This is a genomic window from Frateuria sp. GZRR35 (assembly GCF_051900415.1).
Lineage (GTDB): Bacteria > Pseudomonadota > Gammaproteobacteria > Xanthomonadales > Rhodanobacteraceae > Frateuria_A.
In genome coordinates, this window is the sequence record NZ_JBHZGL010000019.1 from 1 (window position 1) to 18056 (window position 18056).

Consider the following 18056-nt stretch of genomic DNA (forward strand, 5'->3'; position numbering starts at 1 on the left):
AGCGCTGTGGTCCCACCCGATCCCATCCCGAACTCGGAAGTGAAACGCAGCCGCGCCGATGGTAGTGTGGCTTGTCCATGCAAGAGTAGGTCACCGCCAGGGGCTTTATCCAAAAACCCTCACCGATTTCGGTGAGGGTTTTTCTTTGCGCGGGCCTCAAAGCACGCGTCGCGCCGACGCGGGCTGCCCAATGCCGCGGTCGCGGGGATCTGAGCGCTTCCGCCAGCTGCGGTCCGGGATCCATCGCCACGCTGTGCGGGCTGGAATCCATCCGGTGCCCGCGCCGCGTCCGCGCACTGGCATGAGCGGGCCTGCCTGCCACGCAAGTCACGGTGTCAAACGCGGCAGGGTTCAGCCCTTCCTACCGGTCCCCGCGGCCCCGGCATCGCGGTCGCGCACAGGTGCGCTCCCACAAGAGCCCGGCGGACGGCGACTCAATTTGTTCGGTCGAAGTCAGGCTCGTCACCCTGGGCTGGCTAGACTGGCCGCAAGGAGGTGAGCCGTGGAGCATGCCGACGCGCGTTGGCTCGGGTGGTCGTTGCCGGCGCTCGCCTGGGTGGGCGGAAGCTTGGACGCGGTGAGCTATCTGGCACTCGGGCACGTGTTCACGGCAAACATGACCGGCAATACCGTATTGCTGGCCATGGCGCTCGGCTCGGGTGATCTCGCGCGTGCGCTGCGGTCGCTGCTTGCGGTGGCCGGCTTCGCGCTGGGTGTGGCTGCAGGAACCGGCATGCTGCTTGGGCAGGCGACCGGATGGAGCGCGCGGGTGAACCGCGTTCTATGGGTGGAAACCCTGCTGCTCGGTGCAGCGGTACTGATATTCGCGAGGGCCGGCCATGCCACATTGCCGACATCGTGGGTCCGAGGCGTGATCGTCCTGCTGGGCGCGGTGATGGGCATGCAAAGCGCGGCGGTGCGGCAGGTACACCTGGCTGGCGTGTGGACGACCTTCATCACCGGCACACTGACCGAAATGGTTGCCGGCCTGGTCGAACGCTCGCCGCCGAAAGGCCTGCCGCTGGTTAGCGTCCAGGCCACGGTCTATGCAACCTACGGCGTGGCCGCGCTGGTCACCGCGTGGGTGCAACAGCGCTGGCCACCCTGGGCAGTGGCGCTCCCTTGGCTGGTCCTGCTGGGCGTGGTCGTTTGCGGCGCGCGGCACACGCGGCGCGCCGAGCGGACTTAAAGCGCGTAGTCGAACTGCTCGCGGAAGGCTTCGGCGAACTCGTCGTAGGTAAAGCGCTGATTCTGCGTGCCCGGATGCTCGACCTTGAGCGCGCCCATCAGCGACGCCATGCGACCGATCGTCGGCCAGTCGTAGCCCCGCATGATGCCGAACATCAGGCCCGCCCGGTATGCGTCGCCGCAGCCGGTGGGATCGATCACCTGTCGCTCGCGGGCAGCAGGAATCTCGATCACCTTCCCGTCGGTGTGGATCAGCGAGCCGCGCGGACCCAGCGTCACGATGTAGGCCTGCGTGCGACTGGCGATCTCCTCGGCAGACCAGCCCGTGCGCTGCTGCAGCAGCTGCGACTCGTAGTCGTTGACGATGACGTAGTTCGCCTTGCCGATCATCGAACGGAATTCGTCGCCGTTGAACAACGGCATCGCCTGGCCGGGATCGAAGATGAAAGGCACGCCGCGGGCGGCAAAATCGTCGGTGTGCTGGAGCATCGCCTCGCGCCCGTCCGGCGCCACGATGCCGAACCGGGCGTCGGCCACGTCGCCGACGTGGTTGTGGTGCGAGCTGGACATTGCGCCTGGGTGGAAGGCGGTGATCTGGTTGTTGTCCAGGTCCGTGGTGATGAAGCACTGCGGGGTGAACTGGTCCTCGAACACGCGCACGCCTTCCAGACGGATGCCGCAGCGGATCATGTGTTCGCGGTAGGGACCGAAATCCTGCCCGACCGTCGCCATCGGCAGTGGGTCGCCCCCCAGCAACTTCAGGTTGTAGGCGATGTTGCCGGCGCAGCCCCCGAACTCGCGGCGCATCTGCGGCACGAGGAAGGAGACGTTGAGAATGTGGACCTTGTCCGGCAGGATGTGGTTCTTGAACTGGTCCGGAAACACCATGATGGTGTCGTAGGCCAGCGAACCGCAGATGACGGCTGACATGTTCGAGAAAACCCCAGTGTGAGCGGCGCGGACGGTAGTCGTCCGGCAAACCCTGCAATCGTAGCGCGACGCTTCGCCCAAGGCGACAGTCGGTTGCCCGACGAAGCCGCGGCGGGGCTCAGGAAATGCGCGCATCATCGCGTTCTACAAGGCTTTCTTAACGTCTTCGCGCTTGCGTGGGTAGGACCCGCTCACTAGACTGACGCGCTTACTTTTTCCCTTTCCAGCCGGCGCGCCAGGCCTCATGTTCAAGAAGTTCCGCGGCATCTTTTCCAACGATATTTCCATCGACCTCGGCACCGCCAATACGCTGATCTATGTGCGTGGGCAGGGCATCATCCTCAACGAGCCGTCGGTGGTGGCGATCCGCCAGGATCGTGGCCCGGGTGGCCCGCGTGCGGTGGCAGCGGTGGGTGGCGACGCCAAGCGCATGCTCGGCCGCACGCCGGGCAACATCGCCACGGTGCGCCCGATGAAGGACGGCGTCATCGCCGACTTCACCATGACCGAGGCGATGCTGCAGCACTTCATCAAGCAGGTGCACAAGTCGCGCATGCTCCGCCCCAGCCCGCGCGTGCTGGTGTGCGTGCCGTGCGGTTCGACCCAGGTCGAGCGCCGCGCCATCAAGGAATCGGCCGAAGGTGCCGGCGCCCGCGACGTGTTCCTGATCGAGGAGCCGATGGCCGCTGCTATCGGCGCCGGCATCCCGGTGCACGAGGCGCGCGGCGCCATGGTGCTGGACATCGGTGGCGGCACCTCGGAAGTGGCGGTGATCTCGCTCAACGGCATCGTCTATTCGCAGTCGGTACGCGTGGGCGGCGACCGCTTCGACGAGGCGATCATCAACTACGTCCGCCGCAACCACGGCACCCTGATCGGCGAGTCCACCGCCGAGCGCATCAAGATCGAGATCGGCTGCGCGTTCCCGCAGAGCGAGGTCAAGGAGATCGAGATCTCCGGCCGCAACCTCGCCGAGGGTGTGCCGCGGATGTTCACGATCAACTCCAACGAAGTCCTGGAGGCCCTGCACGAGCCGCTGTCGGGCATCGTGGCGGCGGTCAAGTCCGCTCTGGAGCAGACCCCGCCGGAACTGTGCTCGGACGTGGCCGAGCGCGGCATCGTGCTGACCGGTGGCGGCGCCCTGCTGCGCGATCTGGACCGGTTGATCTCCGAGGAGACCGGCCTGCACGTCCAGGTCGCCGACGATCCGCTCACCTGCGTGGCCCGCGGCGGCGGCAAGGCGCTGGAGCTGATCGACCAGCACGGCAGCGATTTCTTCGCGCCGGAGTGAGGCCAGGCATGGCTGCCGCGCTGCGGCGGCCGTGCTCGCGCAGGGGGATGCGAGCCGTGTTGCTGACATGGGACTGAGGCCGATCCGGCCACCCGTCCCGGGCCTCCTGTGCGATGGAGGGCGGCCCATCCGTTGTGCCATGCCGGTGCGTTCTGCCACGCTTGATGGCGACCGTCTGCGTCGCCCCTTCCTTTTCGGATTCTCTTGATGGGCCAGGAATCCTCGCCCCTGTTCGCCGGCTCGACCGGCACCCTGCGGCTGATCGGCTACCTCGCGCTGGCGATGGTGCTGATGGTGCTCGACCATCGCAACGGCTGGATGTGGCGCATCCGCTACGGCGCTGCCGTGGCGGTGGAGCCGCTGTACCGGCTCGCCGGCCTGCCGGTCGAAGGCATGCGCACGCTCTCGGTGGCCTTCGCCGACCGCCAGCGGCTGACCGATCAGAACCAGCGCCTGCGCGAAGACCTGTTGCTGGCCAACGCCAAGCTCAATCGCATGGCCGCCGTGGCACAGCAGAACGCACACCTGAAGGAACTGCTCGATACCCAGCGCAGCCTGGAGCTCAACGTGCAGCTTGCCCGCGTGGTCGGCGTCGACCTGGGCGCCTACCGCCATCGCCTGTTGCTCAATGTCGGCGCCCGCGACGGCGTCAAGCCCGGGCAACCGGTGATCGATGCGCGCGGCGTGATGGGCCAGGTCATCCAGACGCTGCCGACGACCTCGGTCGTGATGCTGATCACCGACCCGAACAACGCCCTGCCGGTGACCGTCGAGCGCACCGGCCTTCGCACCATTGCCTACGGTTCCCGCGAGGGCGACCGGCTGGTGCTGCCGACCATCCCGATGGCGGCCGACGTGCGTGAAGGCGACCGCCTGCTGACCTCGGGCCTGGGTGGTCGCTTTCCACCCGGCTTCCCAGTCGGCGAGGTCACCCGCGTGGCGCCCGCGGCCACCGGCATGTTCCTGGAAGCGCAGGCGCAACCCAGCGCGGACATCAGCCGCAGCGAGGACGTATTGCTGCTGCACGACCAGGCCGAGCCGGTCGGTCCGCCCGAGCCGGTGCCGCCGATGGGGCCACCGGCCGATCTGGCCCCCGCGGGAGCGGGCCAGGCCACCAAGACCGCCCCGCCGACGAAGGGACAGCCATGAACCGCCAGCGCCTGGCTCTGTGGTGGTTCGTCGGCACGCTGGTGATCGCGTTGCTGTCGATGCTGGTGCCGCTACCGGATGTCCTCGAGCCGTTCAAACCCTACTGGCCGGCGCTGGTGCTTTTGTACTGGTCGCTGGAATCGGGCGACCGGGTGACACTGGGACTGGCCTTCACCATGGGCCTGGCCGCCGACCTGCTCGACGGCGTGCTGCTGGGCGAGCAGGCATTGCGCCTGACTGCGCTGGTGTTCATCGCGCTGCGCTTCCGCTCGCGGCTGCGCTTCTTCCCGATGTGGCAGCAGACACTGGCAGTGCTGGCGTTGCTGGTCAACGATCGCATCCTGCTGACGATCGTGCGCGTGTTCGCCGGCGACGCGCTGCCGCCGGCCAGCTGGTGGATCTCGCCGTTCGTCGGCGCCGCCTTGTGGCCGTTCGTGTTCCTGCTGCTGGACGACCTGCGCATGCGCCTGCGCCTGCAATGAGATGAAGAAGCGGCGTGCCCTCAAGGACCCGCGCGGCGAGGCGGCGCTGTTCCAGCGACGCTCGCTGGTCGGCTTCGCCCTGATCGTGCTGGGCCTGATTGCGTTGTCCGGACGCTTCTTCTACCTGCAGGTGATGCGCCACGACGAGTTCGTGACCCGGTCGGAGAACAACCGCGTCAAGCCGAAGGTGATCCCGCCGGCGCGCGGCCTGATCTATGACCGTAACGGCGTGCTGCTGGCCGACAACGTGCCGGCCTTCCGGCTCGAAGTGGTGCCCGAGCAGGTCCCCGACATGAGCGCGATGCTCGCGCAGATCGGCGCCGTGGTGCCGCTGGACCCCGACGACGTCGCCGACTTCCGCAAGCGCCTGAAGCAGAGCCGGCGCTTCGAGAGCGTGCCGCTGAAAATGCACCTCTCCGAGGACGACATCGCGCGCTTCGCGATCAACCGCTGGCGTTTTCCCGGCGTGGACGTGGTGCCTTATCTCACCCGTCACTACCCCTACGGCGAGTTGTTCGCGCACGTAATCGGCTACGTCGGCCGCATCGACGCGGACGACCTCAAGCGGCTGGACCCGGACCGCTACCAGGGCACCAGCCATGTCGGCCGCAGCGGCATCGAGCGCTCCTACGAGGACATGCTGCACGGCACGCCCGGCTACGAGCTGGTCGAGGTCAATGCGGACGGGCGTACCCAGCGCGTGCTCGAGACCCATGCGCCGGTCCCGGGCAAGAACCTCTACCTGTCCATCGACGTGCGCATCCAGAAGGCCACGATGGCCGCGTTCGACGGGCGCGCCGGCTCGGCGGTGGCGATCGACCCGCGCAACGGCCAGGTGCTGGCGATGGTCAGCGTGCCGAGCTTCGATCCGAACCTGTTCGTCAACGGCATCAGCAGTGCCGATTACAAGGCGCTGACCACCGCGCCGGACAAACCGCTCTACAACCGCGCGCTGCGCGGGGTGTATCCGCCCGGTTCCACGGTCAAGCCGTTCCTCGCGCTGGGCGGCCTGGCCTACGGCATCCGCAAGCCGCAGGACACGGTGCTGTCGACCGGCGAGTTCTGCCTGCCCGGGGCGTCACGCTGCTACCGCGACGACAAGCGCGGCGGCGATGGCGTGGTCGACATGGTCGAGGCGATCGAGAAGTCCACCAACACCTACTTCTACAAGCTGGCGCTGGACCTGGGGATAGACCGGCTGAGCGACTGGATGGGCCGCTTCGGTTTCGGCAGGAAGACCGGCATCGACCTCGATGGCGAGGAGAACGGCATCCTGCCTTCACGCGAGTGGAAAATGGAGCACTCGCGCCAGCCCTGGTACCCAGGCGAAACCGTCATCGCCGGTATCGGCCAGGGCTACTGGGCGGTGACGCCGCTGCAGTTGGCACATGCGGTGTCGATCCTTGCCGGCAAGGGCATTCCGCGGGCGCCGAAGCTGGTCATGGCCACCCAGGATGGCGTCGATGCACCCAAGCTTGCCGTATCCAATCCGCCGACCGGGCCTTCGCTGGTCAGCGACCCGGCGCACCTGGACGTGATCAAGCAGGGCATGGAAGCGGTGGTGGCCAGCGGCACCGGCGCCAGGCAGTTCATCGGTTTTCCGCTGGTGGTGGCCGGCAAGAGCGGTACGGCCGAGCGCTTCTCGCGCACCAGCTCGGCCTACGACACCAACAAGAACACCGCCTATCTGGCTGCCCGTCACCGTGCCTGGTTCGAGGCCTTCGCGCCCGCTGACGATCCGAAGATCTCGGTGGTCGCCATGCTCGAGGCGGGTGCCTGGGGTGCCGAGGCGGCGGGGCCGATCGTGCGCACGGTGATGGAGACGTGGCTCACCACGCCGGAAGGGGCCTCGGCCAGACCGCCAGCGCCGGCGACTACGCCGCCGGCCGCGCCCGGGGACGCGCCGGTGCCGGCCGATGGGGGAGCCGCGCGATGATCGGCATGCTCTACGCGCGCATGCGCCGCTTCATACGCCGCATCCTGACCCGGCCGCGGATCGATCTACCGCTCGCCACCGGTTTGCTCATGCTGGCCACGGTCGGCCTGGTCACCCTGTACAGCGCCGGTGGCGGCGACCTCGGTCTGGTCGGTGGGCAGGCGGCGCGCTTCGTGCTCGGCGCGGCGCTGTTGCTGCTGATCTCGCGCATTCCGCCCACCGTGTTGCGGAGCTGGACGCCCTGGCTTTACGCCGGCAGCACCGCGCTGCTGGTGGTGGTGGCGATCCTGGGCGAGGGCCGCGGTGCCGACCGCTGGCTGGACCTGGGCTTCATGCGCTTCCAGCCGTCGGAGCTGCTCAAGCTCACCATGCCGATGATGGCCGCCTGGTACCTGCATCCGCGCCAGTTGCCGCCGAGTTGGAAGGACATGGCGGTGGTCGGTCTGCTGATCGCCGTCCCCGCCGGCCTGATCGCCAAGCAGCCGGACCTGGGTACCGCGCTGCTGGTCGCCGGCGCCGGCGCGTTCGCGCTGTTCCTCTCCGGCGTTGCCTGGTGGCGCATCGGCCTGCTGGTCGGGATCGCCGCGTCGATGGTGCCGGTGGGCTGGCACTTCATGCACCAGTACCAGCGCGACCGCGTGCTGACCCTGCTCAACCCCGAGGCCGATCCGCTGGGCAACGGCTGGCACATCATCCAGTCGCAGATCGCGGTGGGTTCCGGCGGCATCTTCGGCAAGGGCTGGCTGCACGGCACGCAGTCGCGGCTGGACTTCCTGCCCGAGCACACCACCGATTTCATCTTCGCCGTGTTCTCCGAGGAATTCGGCCTGGTCGGCGTGGTCTGCCTGCTGGCGCTGTACGCCTTCATCATCGGCCGCTGCCTGTGGATCGCGATGGAGGCGCGCGACACCTATTCACGCCTGCTCGCCGGCGCGATCGCGATGAGCTTCTTCGTCTACGTCTTCGTCAACGGCGGCATGATCGCCGGCATGCTGCCGGTGGTCGGCGTGCCGCTGCCGTTCGTCAGCTACGGCGGCACCTCGGCGGTCAGCCTGCTGAGCGGTTTCGGCGTGCTGATGTCGATCCACGCCAACCGCAAGATGCATGACTGAGCGGCGTCAGTCCGTCGCCCCGATTCCGCCCCGGATCGTGCGTGCACGCGTGTTAGGCTTGGGTGCGATGTCGATCCGCGCGGTGTTTCCCATGCCTTTTCTTCGCTCGTGCCGCCTGCCCGGCGTGCTCGCCGCCCTCCTGCTGGCCGTCGTGCCGGTCCACGCCGAAAAAACGGTCCATCCCGGCCAGCCCGAACTGGTGCGCGAGATAGCGCGCGACACCGGCAAGGACCCGGCGAAACTCAATGCGCTGCTCAGTGGCGCGCAGATGCAGCAGTCGATCATCGACGCGATGAACCGCCCGGCCGAAGCCAAGCCGTGGAAGGATTACCGGCCGATCTTCATCACGCCCAAGCGGATCGACGAGGGCGTGGCGTTCTACCGCGAGCACCGCGAGCTGATCGAGCGCATCGCCGACCAGTATGGCGTGGCGCCCGAGTACCTGGTCGCCATTCTCGGCGTGGAAACTTTCTACGGCCGCAACACCGGCAAGTACAAGGTGCTCGATGCGCTGGTCACGCTGGGCCTCTACTACCCGCCGCGCGCGAAGTTCTTCCGCGAGCAGCTGAAGGTGCTGCTGGAACTGCCGGCCGACCACCTGGCCGGCCCGGTGGACATGCTCACCGGCTCCTACGCCGGTGCACAGGGCTGGGGCCAGTTCATGCCCTCCAGCATCCGCGACTTCGGCGTGGACGGCGACCACGACGGCCGCATTGACATGCTCGGTTCGCTACCGGACATCCTGGCCAGTGTCGCCAACTATTTCGTCGGTCACGGCTGGGAGCGCGGCGGCCCGGTGGCCGCCCGGGCGCAGCCGGATAATGCGCCGCGTCCGCTGGAGGTGCCCGACGCGCAGCCGCGCTGGCCACTGGAGCAGCTGGAGGCCTGGGGCTACGCGCCGCTCGAAGCGTTCGATCCGGGCCGGATGACCAGCCTGCAGGCGCTCGAGGGCGGCAACGGCCCCGAGTACTGGTTCACCTTCCAGAACTTCTACGTCATCACCCGCTACAACAAGAGCCCGCTGTACGCCCTGGCCGTGCACCAGCTCGCCCAGGGCATTGCCGCCGGCGTGCGCTCGGCGGACGCCGTGCGATGAGCTGGCGCGCGGGCGTCCTGGTGATACTGGCGCTGGCGCTGGCCGGGTGTGGTGGTTCGCATCCACGCCCCTCGCGCGGCGGCAAGGCGGTGGGGCCGCGGGCGGAGGGCAGCCGCGGCGGTTTCCGCGACGACATCAGCCGCCCGCAGTCCAGCCGCTATAACCAGAGCAGCGACAGCGTCCCGCCGCCGATCGACGTCAGCCAGATTCCCGAACCGGTGCCGAAGGCCGAGCCGCGCTCGCTGTATGGCAACAAATCGCCCTATACCGTGCTCGGCAAGACCTACCGCGTGCTTTCCAGCGCGCGCGGCTACGACGAACGCGGCATTGCTTCGTTCTACGGTGCCAAGTTCCACGGCTACAAGACATCGAGCCTGGAGAACTACGACATGTACGCCTTCAGCGCGGCGCACAAGACGCTGCCGCTGCCGAGCTACGCCCGCGTGACCAACCTTCAGAACGGCAAGAGCGTGATCGTGCGCATCAACGATCGTGGGCCGTTCCACGAGAACCGGCTGATCGACCTGTCCTACGCCGCCGCCGTAAAAATCGGCATCTGGCCCAAGGGCACCGGCCTGGTCGAGGTGCACGCGATCGACCCCACGCATCCTGAGAAGGATGCACCGCCTGCGGAACTGACCGGCCAGCCGGCGGTCCCATCGGGTAGCGCCCATCCGGCGATCTGGCTGCAGGTGGGTGCCTTCTCGGACCTCGCCAACGCCGATCGCGTGGCCAGCCGGCTGCGCTCGGCCAGGCTGGCACCGGTGCAGGTGAGCGACGTGGAGGTCAACGGGCGCAACGTACGCCGCGTACGCGTCGGCCCGCTGGACGACGTCGACCAGGCCGACCGGATAACCGGGGAGATCGAAGAGCTCGGCCTCCCCCGTCCGCAGGTCGCGGTAGACTGAGCGATGCACATTCGCGCCGGCGCGCGGGGCGCCGGCCACAGCCACACTAATTGAAATGGGATCGAAACCGACGATGAGCTTTTTCCGCCGTACCCTAGCCACCTTCGCCGCCGCCGCGCTGGTCGTCGGCGCCGCGTTTGCGCAGCAGACGCCGCCGAAACCCTCGCCGGTGCCGCGCCCGACCGTGCCGGAGGCGCCGGTGCCGCCGCCGCCGGACGTCGACGGCAAGGCCTGGGTGCTGATGGATTACGCCACCGGACAGATCCTCGCCAGCAAGAACCCTGACGAACGCGTCGAGCCGGCCTCGATCACCAAGATCATGACCGACTACGTCGTGTCGGCCGAGCTTGCCAACGGCAAGATCAAGATGACCGATCCGGTCACCATCAGCGAGCACGCCTGGCGCGGTGGCGGTGCGGGCACCGACGGCTCGACCAGCTTCCTCAAGCTCAACAGCCAGGTCCCGCTGAAAGACCTGCTGTACGGCATGATCATCCAGTCGGGCAACGACGCGGCGATCGCGCTGGCCGAGCACACCGCCGGTTCCGAGGAGGCCTTCGCCAACCTCATGAATGCCTATGCCAAGCAGCTGGGCATGACCGGTTCGCACTTCGAGAACGCGTCCGGCTACCCGATCGAGAACCACTACACCACCGCGCGCGACATCGCGATCCTTTCGCGCGCGTTGATCCACGACTTTCCCGAGGACTACGCGATCTCCGCGGCCAAGCAGTTCGAGTGGAACGGCATCAAGCAGGGCAACCGCAACACCCTGCTGTGGCGCGACCCGAGCGTGGACGGCATCAAGACCGGCCACACCGCCGCCGCCGGCTACTGCCTGGCCGCCTCGGCCAAGCAGGGCGACTCGCGCATGATCGCCATCGTGATGGGCGCCAGCTCCGAGAAGGCCCGCGCCGATTCGGCCATGGCGCTGCTCAACTACGGCTTCCGCTTCTACGAGTCGCACAAGCTCTACGACGCCAACAAGCCGCTCGCCACGCCGAAGCTGTGGAAGGGCGAGACCGACACGCTGCCGATTGGCATCACCCAGCCGCTGGACGTGACGGTCAAGCGCGGGCAGTACGACCGGCTCAAGGCCACCATGGACATCCCCGCCACGCTGATCGCCCCGTTCAAGAAGGGCCAGCAGGTGGGCACCCTGCGCGTCACGCTGGATGGCAAGCCGCTGCAGTCGGCGCCGCTGGTCGCGCTCAATGACGCCCCCCAGGGCGGCTTTTTCAAGCGCCTGTGGGATTCCATCCTGCTGTGGTTCCACGGCGACAAGAAGGACGACGCTGCGGCCACGGCCCCTGCCGCGGACACAAAGTGATGCAAGAAATCGACTTCAGCCAGGCGAAGAAGGAAGGCAAGGGTTTCCAGTTCCCCGGTGAATTCGAGATCACCGCGCTGGGTGACGCCAGCGCGGACCTGCCCAGGCGCGTGCCACAGATCCTCGAGGCGCAAGGCCTGCATGTGCTGCACGAGACGGTCAGCCAGCGCCCCTCGCGCGAGGGCAAGTTCGTCTCGGTGACGGTCAGCTTCCGCTGCGACAACCGCGAGCAGTACGACGGCGCGCACGCCGCGCTGCGCGCCGATCCGGCGATCCGCTATACGCTTTAGGCTTTTGCTCCCTCTCCCCTCCGGGGAGAGGGCTGGGGTGAGGGGCCGCGCTTGCCTTGAACTTCAGCAACCGGCTTCCCCGCGAGCCCCGCCCCTCACCCAAACCCTCTCCCCGGAGGGGAGAGGGCTTCAACTCGCCGCCGCTTGCATTTCGCCCCGCGCGCCTCATCTGCTTCCCATTTCCCCGGTAGCGCCTGCATGCCCCCCGACTCCCGACCGCTTCTCATCCGCCGCCTCGGCCGCCAGCCCTACGAGCGCACCTGGAAGGCGATGAGCGCCTTCACCGACGCGCGCGGCCCGGACACGCCCGACGAACTCTGGCTGCTGGAGCACGACCCGGTGTTCACCCTCGGCCAGGCCGGCAAGATGGAACACGTGCTGGCACCGGGCGACATCCCGCTGATCCCGGTCGACCGCGGCGGCCAGGTGACCTACCACGGCCCCGGCCAGATCGTCGGCTACCCGCTGATCGACCTGCGCCGCACCGGCGTGGGCGTGCGCGAGCTGGTAAACCGCATCGAGCAGTCGCTGATCGATACGCTCGCGCACTGGTCGATCGAGGCCGCCCGGATGGAAGGGGCCCCCGGCGTCTACGTGGCCGGCGCCAAGGTGGCTGCCCTGGGCCTGCGCGTGCGCCGGGGCTGCAGCTTCCACGGACTGGCCTTCAACGTGGCCATGGACCTGGAGCCGTTCGGCCGCATCAACCCTTGTGGCTACAAGGGTTTGGCGGTCACGCAAGTGCTAGACTTGGGCGGCCCGTCGCAGTTGGCGCAAGTCGAGGACGTGCTGGTGGAACAGTTCTGCCGCCAGTTCGGCTTCCACGCGGTGCCGGCCGCCCCCGTCCTCCCCGAACTCCCCGCGCGCGCCGCGGTCTAGGCAGTCGCAGATGAGCGAAATTTCCTCCAGGGTCATCCCGATCAGCGTGGTCGACGCGCCCGAAAAGCAGGTAGGCAACGACAAGATCGCGCGCAACCGCGCCGCGTTCGACAGCAGCGTGCCGACCTTGCGCAAGCCCTCCTGGATCCGCGTGCGGCTACCGCAGGGCAACGCCGTGCAGGAACTGAAGGCGCGCCTGCGCGAGAACGCGCTGGTTACGGTGTGCGAGGAAGCCTCCTGCCCGAACATCCACGAGTGCTTCTCCAAGGGCACCGCCACGTTCATGATTCTCGGCGAGGTGTGCACCCGCCGCTGCTCGTTCTGCGACGTCGCCCACGGCCGCCCGCAGCCGCCCGATCCGCTGGAGCCGGCGCGGCTGGCGCAGACCATCGCGGACATGCGCCTGAAGTACGTGGTGATCACCTCGGTCGACCGCGACGACCTGCGCGACGGCGGCGCCGAGCACTTCGCCAGCTGCATCCGCGCCGTGCGCCATGCCAGCCCCAACATCAAGATCGAGATCCTGACGCCCGACTTCCGCGGCAAGGGCCGCATGGAGCGCGCGCTGGAGGTGCTCCAGGCCTTCCCGCCGGACGTCTTCAACCACAACCTCGAAACCGTCCCGCACCTGTACCGCGAGGTGCGCCCGGGCGCCGATTACCAGTGGTCGCTGGATCTCCTCAAGCGCTTCAAGGCGCAGCATCCGGCCGTGCCGACCAAGTCCGGCATCATGCTGGGCCTGGGCGAGACCTTCGAGCAGGTCATCGAGACCCTGCGCGATCTACGCGCCCATGACGTGGACATGATCACCATCGGCCAGTACCTGCAGCCCACGCCGCACCATCACCCGGTCGTGCGCTACTGGACTCCCGACGAATTCGACGCGCTGCGCGAGGCGGGCGAGGCGATGGGCTTCCATCACGTCGCCTCCGGTCCGCTGGTGCGTTCCTCCTACCATGCCGACCTGCAGGCCCATGCAGCCGGCGTCACCGAACTCGCCTGAGATCCCCATGACCCTGCGCCCCTCGCTCGCCCTGCTGCTCGCCCTCGTCCTGCCAGCCGCCCATGCCCAGGCGCAGGCGCCCGCCGTGCAGGGCGAGGAGGGCCACAAGGCTTCCACGCTGCCGCTGAAGTCTACGGACACCCAGGCCGATGCCGCGCAGCTTTCCGCGCGCTTCCTGACACGCTTCCACTACGACGCCAAGCCGCTCGACGACGTCATGTCGGCCAAGATCTACAAGGCCTACTTCGACATGCTCGACGGCGAGAAGGTGTTCTTCACCCAAGCGGACATGGCGCGTTTCGAACCGCTGAAGACCAAGTTCGACGACGCCATCTGGAACAAGGACCTGTCCGGTCCGTTCAGCGTGTTCAACCTGTACGTGCGCCGCGCGATCGACCGCATGAACTTCGCGCGCGGCCTGCTCAAGCAGGGCTTCGACCTGACCCGCGAGGAGAATTACACCTACGATCGCGAACACGCCGCCTGGCCGGCCGACGAGACCGCGCTGGACGACCTGTGGCGCAAGCGCACCAAGAACGACTGGCTGCGCCTGAAGCTCGCGGGCAAGAGCGACGAGGACATCCGCAAGACGCTGGACAAGCGCTACGCCGGCTACATTGACCGCGTGAAGCAGCTCGACGGCGAGGACGCGTTCCAGACCTTCATGAACGCCTACGCCGAAACCACCGACCCGCACACCGATTACCTCGGTCCGCGCGCGGCGGAAAATTTCGACATCGCCATGAAGCTCTCGCTCGAAGGCATCGGCGCGGTGCTGCAGGCGCGTGACGAGTACACCCAGATCCGCGAGGTCGTGCCCGGTGGCCCGGCCGACAAGTCCGGCAAGATCCACGTGGGCGACCGCATTGTCGCGCTCGGCCAGGGCACCGACGGTCCGATGGTCGACGTGATCGGCTGGCGCCTGGACGACGTGGTCGACAAGATCCGCGGCAAGAAGGACACCACCGTGCGGCTGGAAATCCTGCCTGCCGACGTCGGCCTGGACGGCAAGCACGAACTGATCACCCTGGTGCGCAAGAAGGTGAGCATCGAGGAGCAGGCGGCCAAGAAGAAGATCATCGAGGTCAAGGACGGTGACGTCACCCGCAAGATCGGCGTGATCGACCTGCCCACGTTCTATTCCGACTTCGGCGCGCGCCGCGAGGGCGACAAGGACTACAAGAGCGCCACCCGCGACGTCGCCAAGCTGCTCGGCGAGCTCAAGACCGCCGGCGTGCAGGGTGTGGTGGTCGATCTGCGCAACAACGGCGGCGGCTCGCTGGCCGAGGCCAACGAACTGACCGGCCTGTTCATCGATCAGGGACCGGTGGTGCAGGTGCGCGACGCACGCGGCCAGGTCGAAGTGCAGGGCGACGACGAGGCGGGCCTGACCTGGAGCGGCCCGATGGCGGTGCTGGTCAACCGTGGTTCGGCCTCGGCTTCCGAAATCTTCTCGGCCGCCATCCAGGATTACGGCCGAGGCCTGATCATCGGCGAGCCGACCTTCGGCAAGGGCACCGTGCAGAACCTGGTGGACCTTGACCGCTTTGCCCAGGGCGACAGCGAGAAGCCGCAGTACGGCGAGCTGAAGATGACCATTGCGGAGTTCTTCCGCATCAACGGCGGCTCGACCCAGCTGAAGGGCGTCACGCCGGACATCCAGTTCCCGAAGAACGGCGATGAGAAGGACTTCGGCGAGTCGACCTACGACAACGCGCTGCCATGGACGCAGATCCAGCCCGCGCCGTACAGCCAGGTTGCCGACCTCACCGCCTACCTGCCGCAGTTGAAGACGCGGCACGATGGACGCGTGGCCAAGTCGCCCGCCTGGCAGCTGATGCTCGACGAGCTTGCTCAGTACAAGAAGATGCGCGACCAGACCACGGTGTCGCTCAACCTCGCCGAGCGCCAGGCCGAGCGCAAGCGCCAGGACGCGATCCAGGCCGACTTCCGTGCCCGCCACAAGGCGATCGATGGCACCGACGGCAGCCTCGCCGGCGAGGAATCGCCGCTGGACGATGGCCTCAATGCCAACGAGCGCAGCCTCAAGGCCGAGCTCAAGCAGGAAAAACAGGCCAAGAACGCCAAGGATCCCGAGCTGCAGGAAACGGCGCACATCCTGTTCGACGCGATCGGCATGATCAAGGCCAACCCCAAGCTGGCGGCGGAGGTGCTGCCCTACGGCGGCAAGTTCTCCACCGCGGCGGTGACGCCACCGGAAAAGCCGGCGACCCAGCCTCGTTAAGCGAAAAAGCCCGGCCTAGCCGGGCTTTTTTTGGTTGGTTCTGCCATGCCTTAGAACCCTCTCCCCTGCGGGGAGAGGGCAGGGTGAGGGGCGGGGCTCGCGGGAAAGCCGGTCGATGCGGCAGCGCTCTTTACCGATGGCTCCGTCAGCAGGGCCGAGACCAGTGCGCCCCCTCACCCCAACCCTCTCCCCGCAGGGGAGAGGGAGCTGGCCGCGCGCAATCGGGTAAACACCCGCGGCCATGCCTTTGAACACTCTCCGCTGCCCGCGGCCATGCCTTTGAACCCTCTCCCCTGCGGTGATGGGCAGGGTGAGGGGCGAGGCTCGCCGTGAAGCCGGTCGATACGCGTGAAAGGGGCGAAGAGGATTCGGGGCGTCCCGCCCGACTCAACACCCTCAGTCCTTCTTGCCGCCCTTCTCCTTGGCCTTCTTTTCCGTCTTCTGCGCCTTCTCCCACGCCTGGAACGCCTCCGCGTGGGGCATCTCGCGCAGCACCTTCGAGCGCGGGTCCACGATCATCAGGCTTCCTTCCGGTACCTGCAGCTCGCCGGTCCCGTCGGCCATTGCCAGCGTATGCACGGTGTCGCCCAGCTGCACTTCAAGCGGCATCGGGAAAGGCTCGCCATGCCCGGTCACCCAACGGAACTGCAAGGTGTCGCCATGCCGGCTCGACTCCAGCCTCGGCAGCTTCGCGTCGTACAGGTACACGTCGAAGAACCACTTCAGGTCCTTGCCGGTCACCTGGTCGACGATGTCCATGTACTCCTGCGTGGTGGCGTAACGCGGCTTGAAATTGCCGGGCCTGGGATCCGGCCGCCCGTAAACCAGCCGTCGCACGCTCTCGAAGAACGCGTCGTCGCCGATCAGCCCGCGCAGCGTGTGCAGCATCAGCGAGCCCTTGTAGTAGATGTCCAGGCCCGGCCCGAGTTTGCCGTCGGACACGCCTTCCTCGGTCTTGGGCTGCCCCGACACGATCGGCACGGCGTTCGTCAGCTTCATCCGCTCGTCGTGCAGCATCGCGAAGTACGGCATGTCGCCATGGAGGTACTGCCCGTACAGCGGCTGCATGTAGGTGCCGAAGCCCTCGTGCAGCCACATGTCGTCCCAGTTGCGGTTGGTCACCTGGTTGCCGAACCACTCGTGCGCGAACTCGTGCTGCAGCAGCCAGTCGAAACCGTATTCGCTCTTCGGGTAGCCGTTGCCGTAGGCGTTGATGGTCTGGTGCTCCATCCCCAGGTGCGGCGTCTCGACCACGCCCATCTTCTCGTCGCCGAACGGGTAGGGACCGATCTCCTGCTCGAAGAAGTCGAGCATGCGCGGGAACTCGCCGAACAGCGCCTTGGCGCCCGCCTCGTGGCCGCGCAGGTACCACAGCTCCATCGGGATCGTGTTCCCGTAGCGGCTCTTGTAGTTGCCCTTGAGCTCCTCGAACGGTCCCACGTTGAGGGTGATCGCGTAGGTGTCCGGCTGCTTGATGCGCCAGTGCCAGGTTCGCGTGGCGCCGTTGTCCTTGATGCCGACCAGCACGCCGTTGCCCGGCGCAGCCAGCGCCTCGGGCACGGTCACCCAGGTGTCGACCAGGTCCGGCTCGCCGGTGGGCTGGTCGATACACGGCCAGAACAGGTCGCAGCCCTCGCCCTCGACGGCGCTGGCGATCCACGGCTGGCCGTCATCGGTATGGCTCCACACGAAGCCGCCATCCCAGGGCGCGCGCTTGGCGACGTGCGGCTGGCCACCGTATGCAATGGTGGTACTCACACTGCCGCCCTTGGCTAACGGCTTGGGCAAGTGAATGCGCAGGCGGCCGTCAGGATTGCTCCATGCACTGCGGGCCAACGTTTTGCCGTCGACGGCGATGCTGCGGATCGGCAGGTTCTTGTCCAGGTCCAGCAGCAGCACGTCGGTCGGCTCGCGCGCGGTGAAGCGCAGCGTGGCTTCGCCATCGAGATGGCGCCTGGCCGGATCGATCGTGAAATGCAGATCCGCATGATCGAAATGAAGGCGCGCCTGCTCGGCCGGCATGGTGCCGCCGGAAGCGAGCGTCTGCGCAGTGAGTTTGGGCTGCTCGACGGCGGCCGGTTCGGCGGCGTGCGCGCTGGCGGCCAGGCCGAGCGCGACACCAAGCGCCAGCAGGGACAGGCGTGGGTGCATGGGGGACTCCTTGGGGTTCGATCGACCAGCATGCCGCGTGCGCCGCTGGCGCGAGTAGGCCAGAAGTCA

At 67.5% G+C, this 18056-nt stretch carries 15 protein-coding genes and 1 rRNA gene; 14 read left to right on the top strand and 2 right to left on the bottom strand.

All coding sequences use genetic code 11. From position 1 onward, the window contains the following. A 5S ribosomal RNA gene (gene rrf, locus ACFWZ3_RS16645) occupies window positions 1–102 on the top strand; the annotation flags it as partial. A 400-nt stretch (window positions 103–502) separates the two neighbouring features. Next, a complete protein-coding gene (locus ACFWZ3_RS16650; protein WP_439708796.1) occupies window positions 503–1189 on the top strand; it encodes a YoaK family protein in 687 nt (228 codons plus the stop codon). Here the strand turns inward: ACFWZ3_RS16650 and ACFWZ3_RS16655 are convergent. Further along, window positions 1186–2118 (bottom strand): carbohydrate kinase family protein, encoded by a 933-nt coding sequence (locus ACFWZ3_RS16655; protein WP_439708797.1) that lies wholly within the window; start codon window positions 2116–2118, stop codon window positions 1186–1188. The two genes, ACFWZ3_RS16650 and ACFWZ3_RS16655, sit on opposite strands and share 4 nt — an antisense overlap. 244 nt (window positions 2119–2362) lie before the next feature. Between ACFWZ3_RS16655 and ACFWZ3_RS16660 the strand changes: the two genes are divergently transcribed. The 12 genes from ACFWZ3_RS16660 to ACFWZ3_RS16715 all read left to right on the top strand — a co-directional run bounded on the left by ACFWZ3_RS16660 (window position 2363) and on the right by ACFWZ3_RS16715 (window position 15836). Further along, on the top strand, window positions 2363–3409 hold the full coding sequence (locus ACFWZ3_RS16660) for a rod shape-determining protein (RefSeq protein WP_209615758.1): 1047 nt from the start codon (window positions 2363–2365) through the stop codon (window positions 3407–3409). A 207-nt stretch (window positions 3410–3616) separates the two neighbouring features. After that, window positions 3617–4558: a rod shape-determining protein MreC gene (gene mreC / locus ACFWZ3_RS16665; protein WP_439708798.1), complete on the top strand. Its 942-nt coding sequence runs from the start codon at window positions 3617–3619 to the stop codon at window positions 4556–4558. Continuing rightward, window positions 4555–5040, top strand: coding sequence for a rod shape-determining protein MreD (gene mreD, locus ACFWZ3_RS16670; protein WP_439708799.1), 486 nt, complete (start codon window positions 4555–4557; stop codon window positions 5038–5040). The genes mreC and mreD overlap by 4 nt, the downstream gene beginning before the upstream one ends. Window position 5041: 1 nt before the next feature. Next, on the top strand, window positions 5042–6976 hold the full coding sequence (gene mrdA, locus ACFWZ3_RS16675; RefSeq protein ID WP_439708800.1) for a penicillin-binding protein 2: 1935 nt from the start codon (window positions 5042–5044) through the stop codon (window positions 6974–6976). Continuing rightward, complete coding sequence (gene rodA / locus ACFWZ3_RS16680; RefSeq protein ID WP_439708801.1) at window positions 6973–8088, top strand: rod shape-determining protein RodA; 1116 nt, start codon at window positions 6973–6975, stop codon at window positions 8086–8088. The genes mrdA and rodA overlap by 4 nt, the downstream gene beginning before the upstream one ends. Before the next feature lie 91 nt (window positions 8089–8179). Next, window positions 8180–9184, top strand: coding sequence for a lytic murein transglycosylase B (gene mltB / locus ACFWZ3_RS16685; RefSeq protein ID WP_439708802.1), 1005 nt, complete (start codon window positions 8180–8182; stop codon window positions 9182–9184). Then, window positions 9181–10092, top strand: a complete 912-nt coding sequence (locus ACFWZ3_RS16690; RefSeq protein WP_439708803.1) for a septal ring lytic transglycosylase RlpA family protein — start codon at window positions 9181–9183, stop codon at window positions 10090–10092. The genes mltB and ACFWZ3_RS16690 overlap by 4 nt, the downstream gene beginning before the upstream one ends. A gap of 73 nt (window positions 10093–10165) precedes the next feature. Then, on the top strand, window positions 10166–11422 hold the full coding sequence (locus ACFWZ3_RS16695) for a D-alanyl-D-alanine carboxypeptidase family protein (protein ID WP_439708804.1): 1257 nt from the start codon (window positions 10166–10168) through the stop codon (window positions 11420–11422). After that, window positions 11422–11712 (top strand): YbeD family protein, encoded by a 291-nt coding sequence (locus tag ACFWZ3_RS16700; RefSeq protein ID WP_439708805.1) that lies wholly within the window; start codon window positions 11422–11424, stop codon window positions 11710–11712. Before ACFWZ3_RS16695 ends, ACFWZ3_RS16700 begins: the two co-directional genes overlap by 1 nt. 198 nt (window positions 11713–11910) lie before the next feature. Further along, window positions 11911–12588, top strand: coding sequence for a lipoyl(octanoyl) transferase LipB (gene lipB, locus ACFWZ3_RS16705; RefSeq protein WP_439708806.1), 678 nt, complete (start codon window positions 11911–11913; stop codon window positions 12586–12588). A gap of 10 nt (window positions 12589–12598) precedes the next feature. Beyond that, a complete protein-coding gene (lipA, locus tag ACFWZ3_RS16710) occupies window positions 12599–13591 on the top strand; it encodes a lipoyl synthase (protein WP_439708807.1) in 993 nt (330 codons plus the stop codon). A gap of 7 nt (window positions 13592–13598) precedes the next feature. Then, the gene (locus tag ACFWZ3_RS16715) at window positions 13599–15836 is read left to right on the top strand and encodes a carboxy terminal-processing peptidase (RefSeq protein ID WP_439708808.1); all 2238 of its coding nucleotides are present in this window, start codon (window positions 13599–13601) and stop codon (window positions 15834–15836) included. A gap of 396 nt (window positions 15837–16232) precedes the next feature. On the opposite strand, the gene ACFWZ3_RS16720 is transcribed toward ACFWZ3_RS16715, so the two are convergent. Then, window positions 16233–17987 (bottom strand): M1 family metallopeptidase, encoded by a 1755-nt coding sequence (locus ACFWZ3_RS16720; RefSeq protein ID WP_439708809.1) that lies wholly within the window; start codon window positions 17985–17987, stop codon window positions 16233–16235. Window positions 17988–18056: the final 69 nt, after the last annotated feature.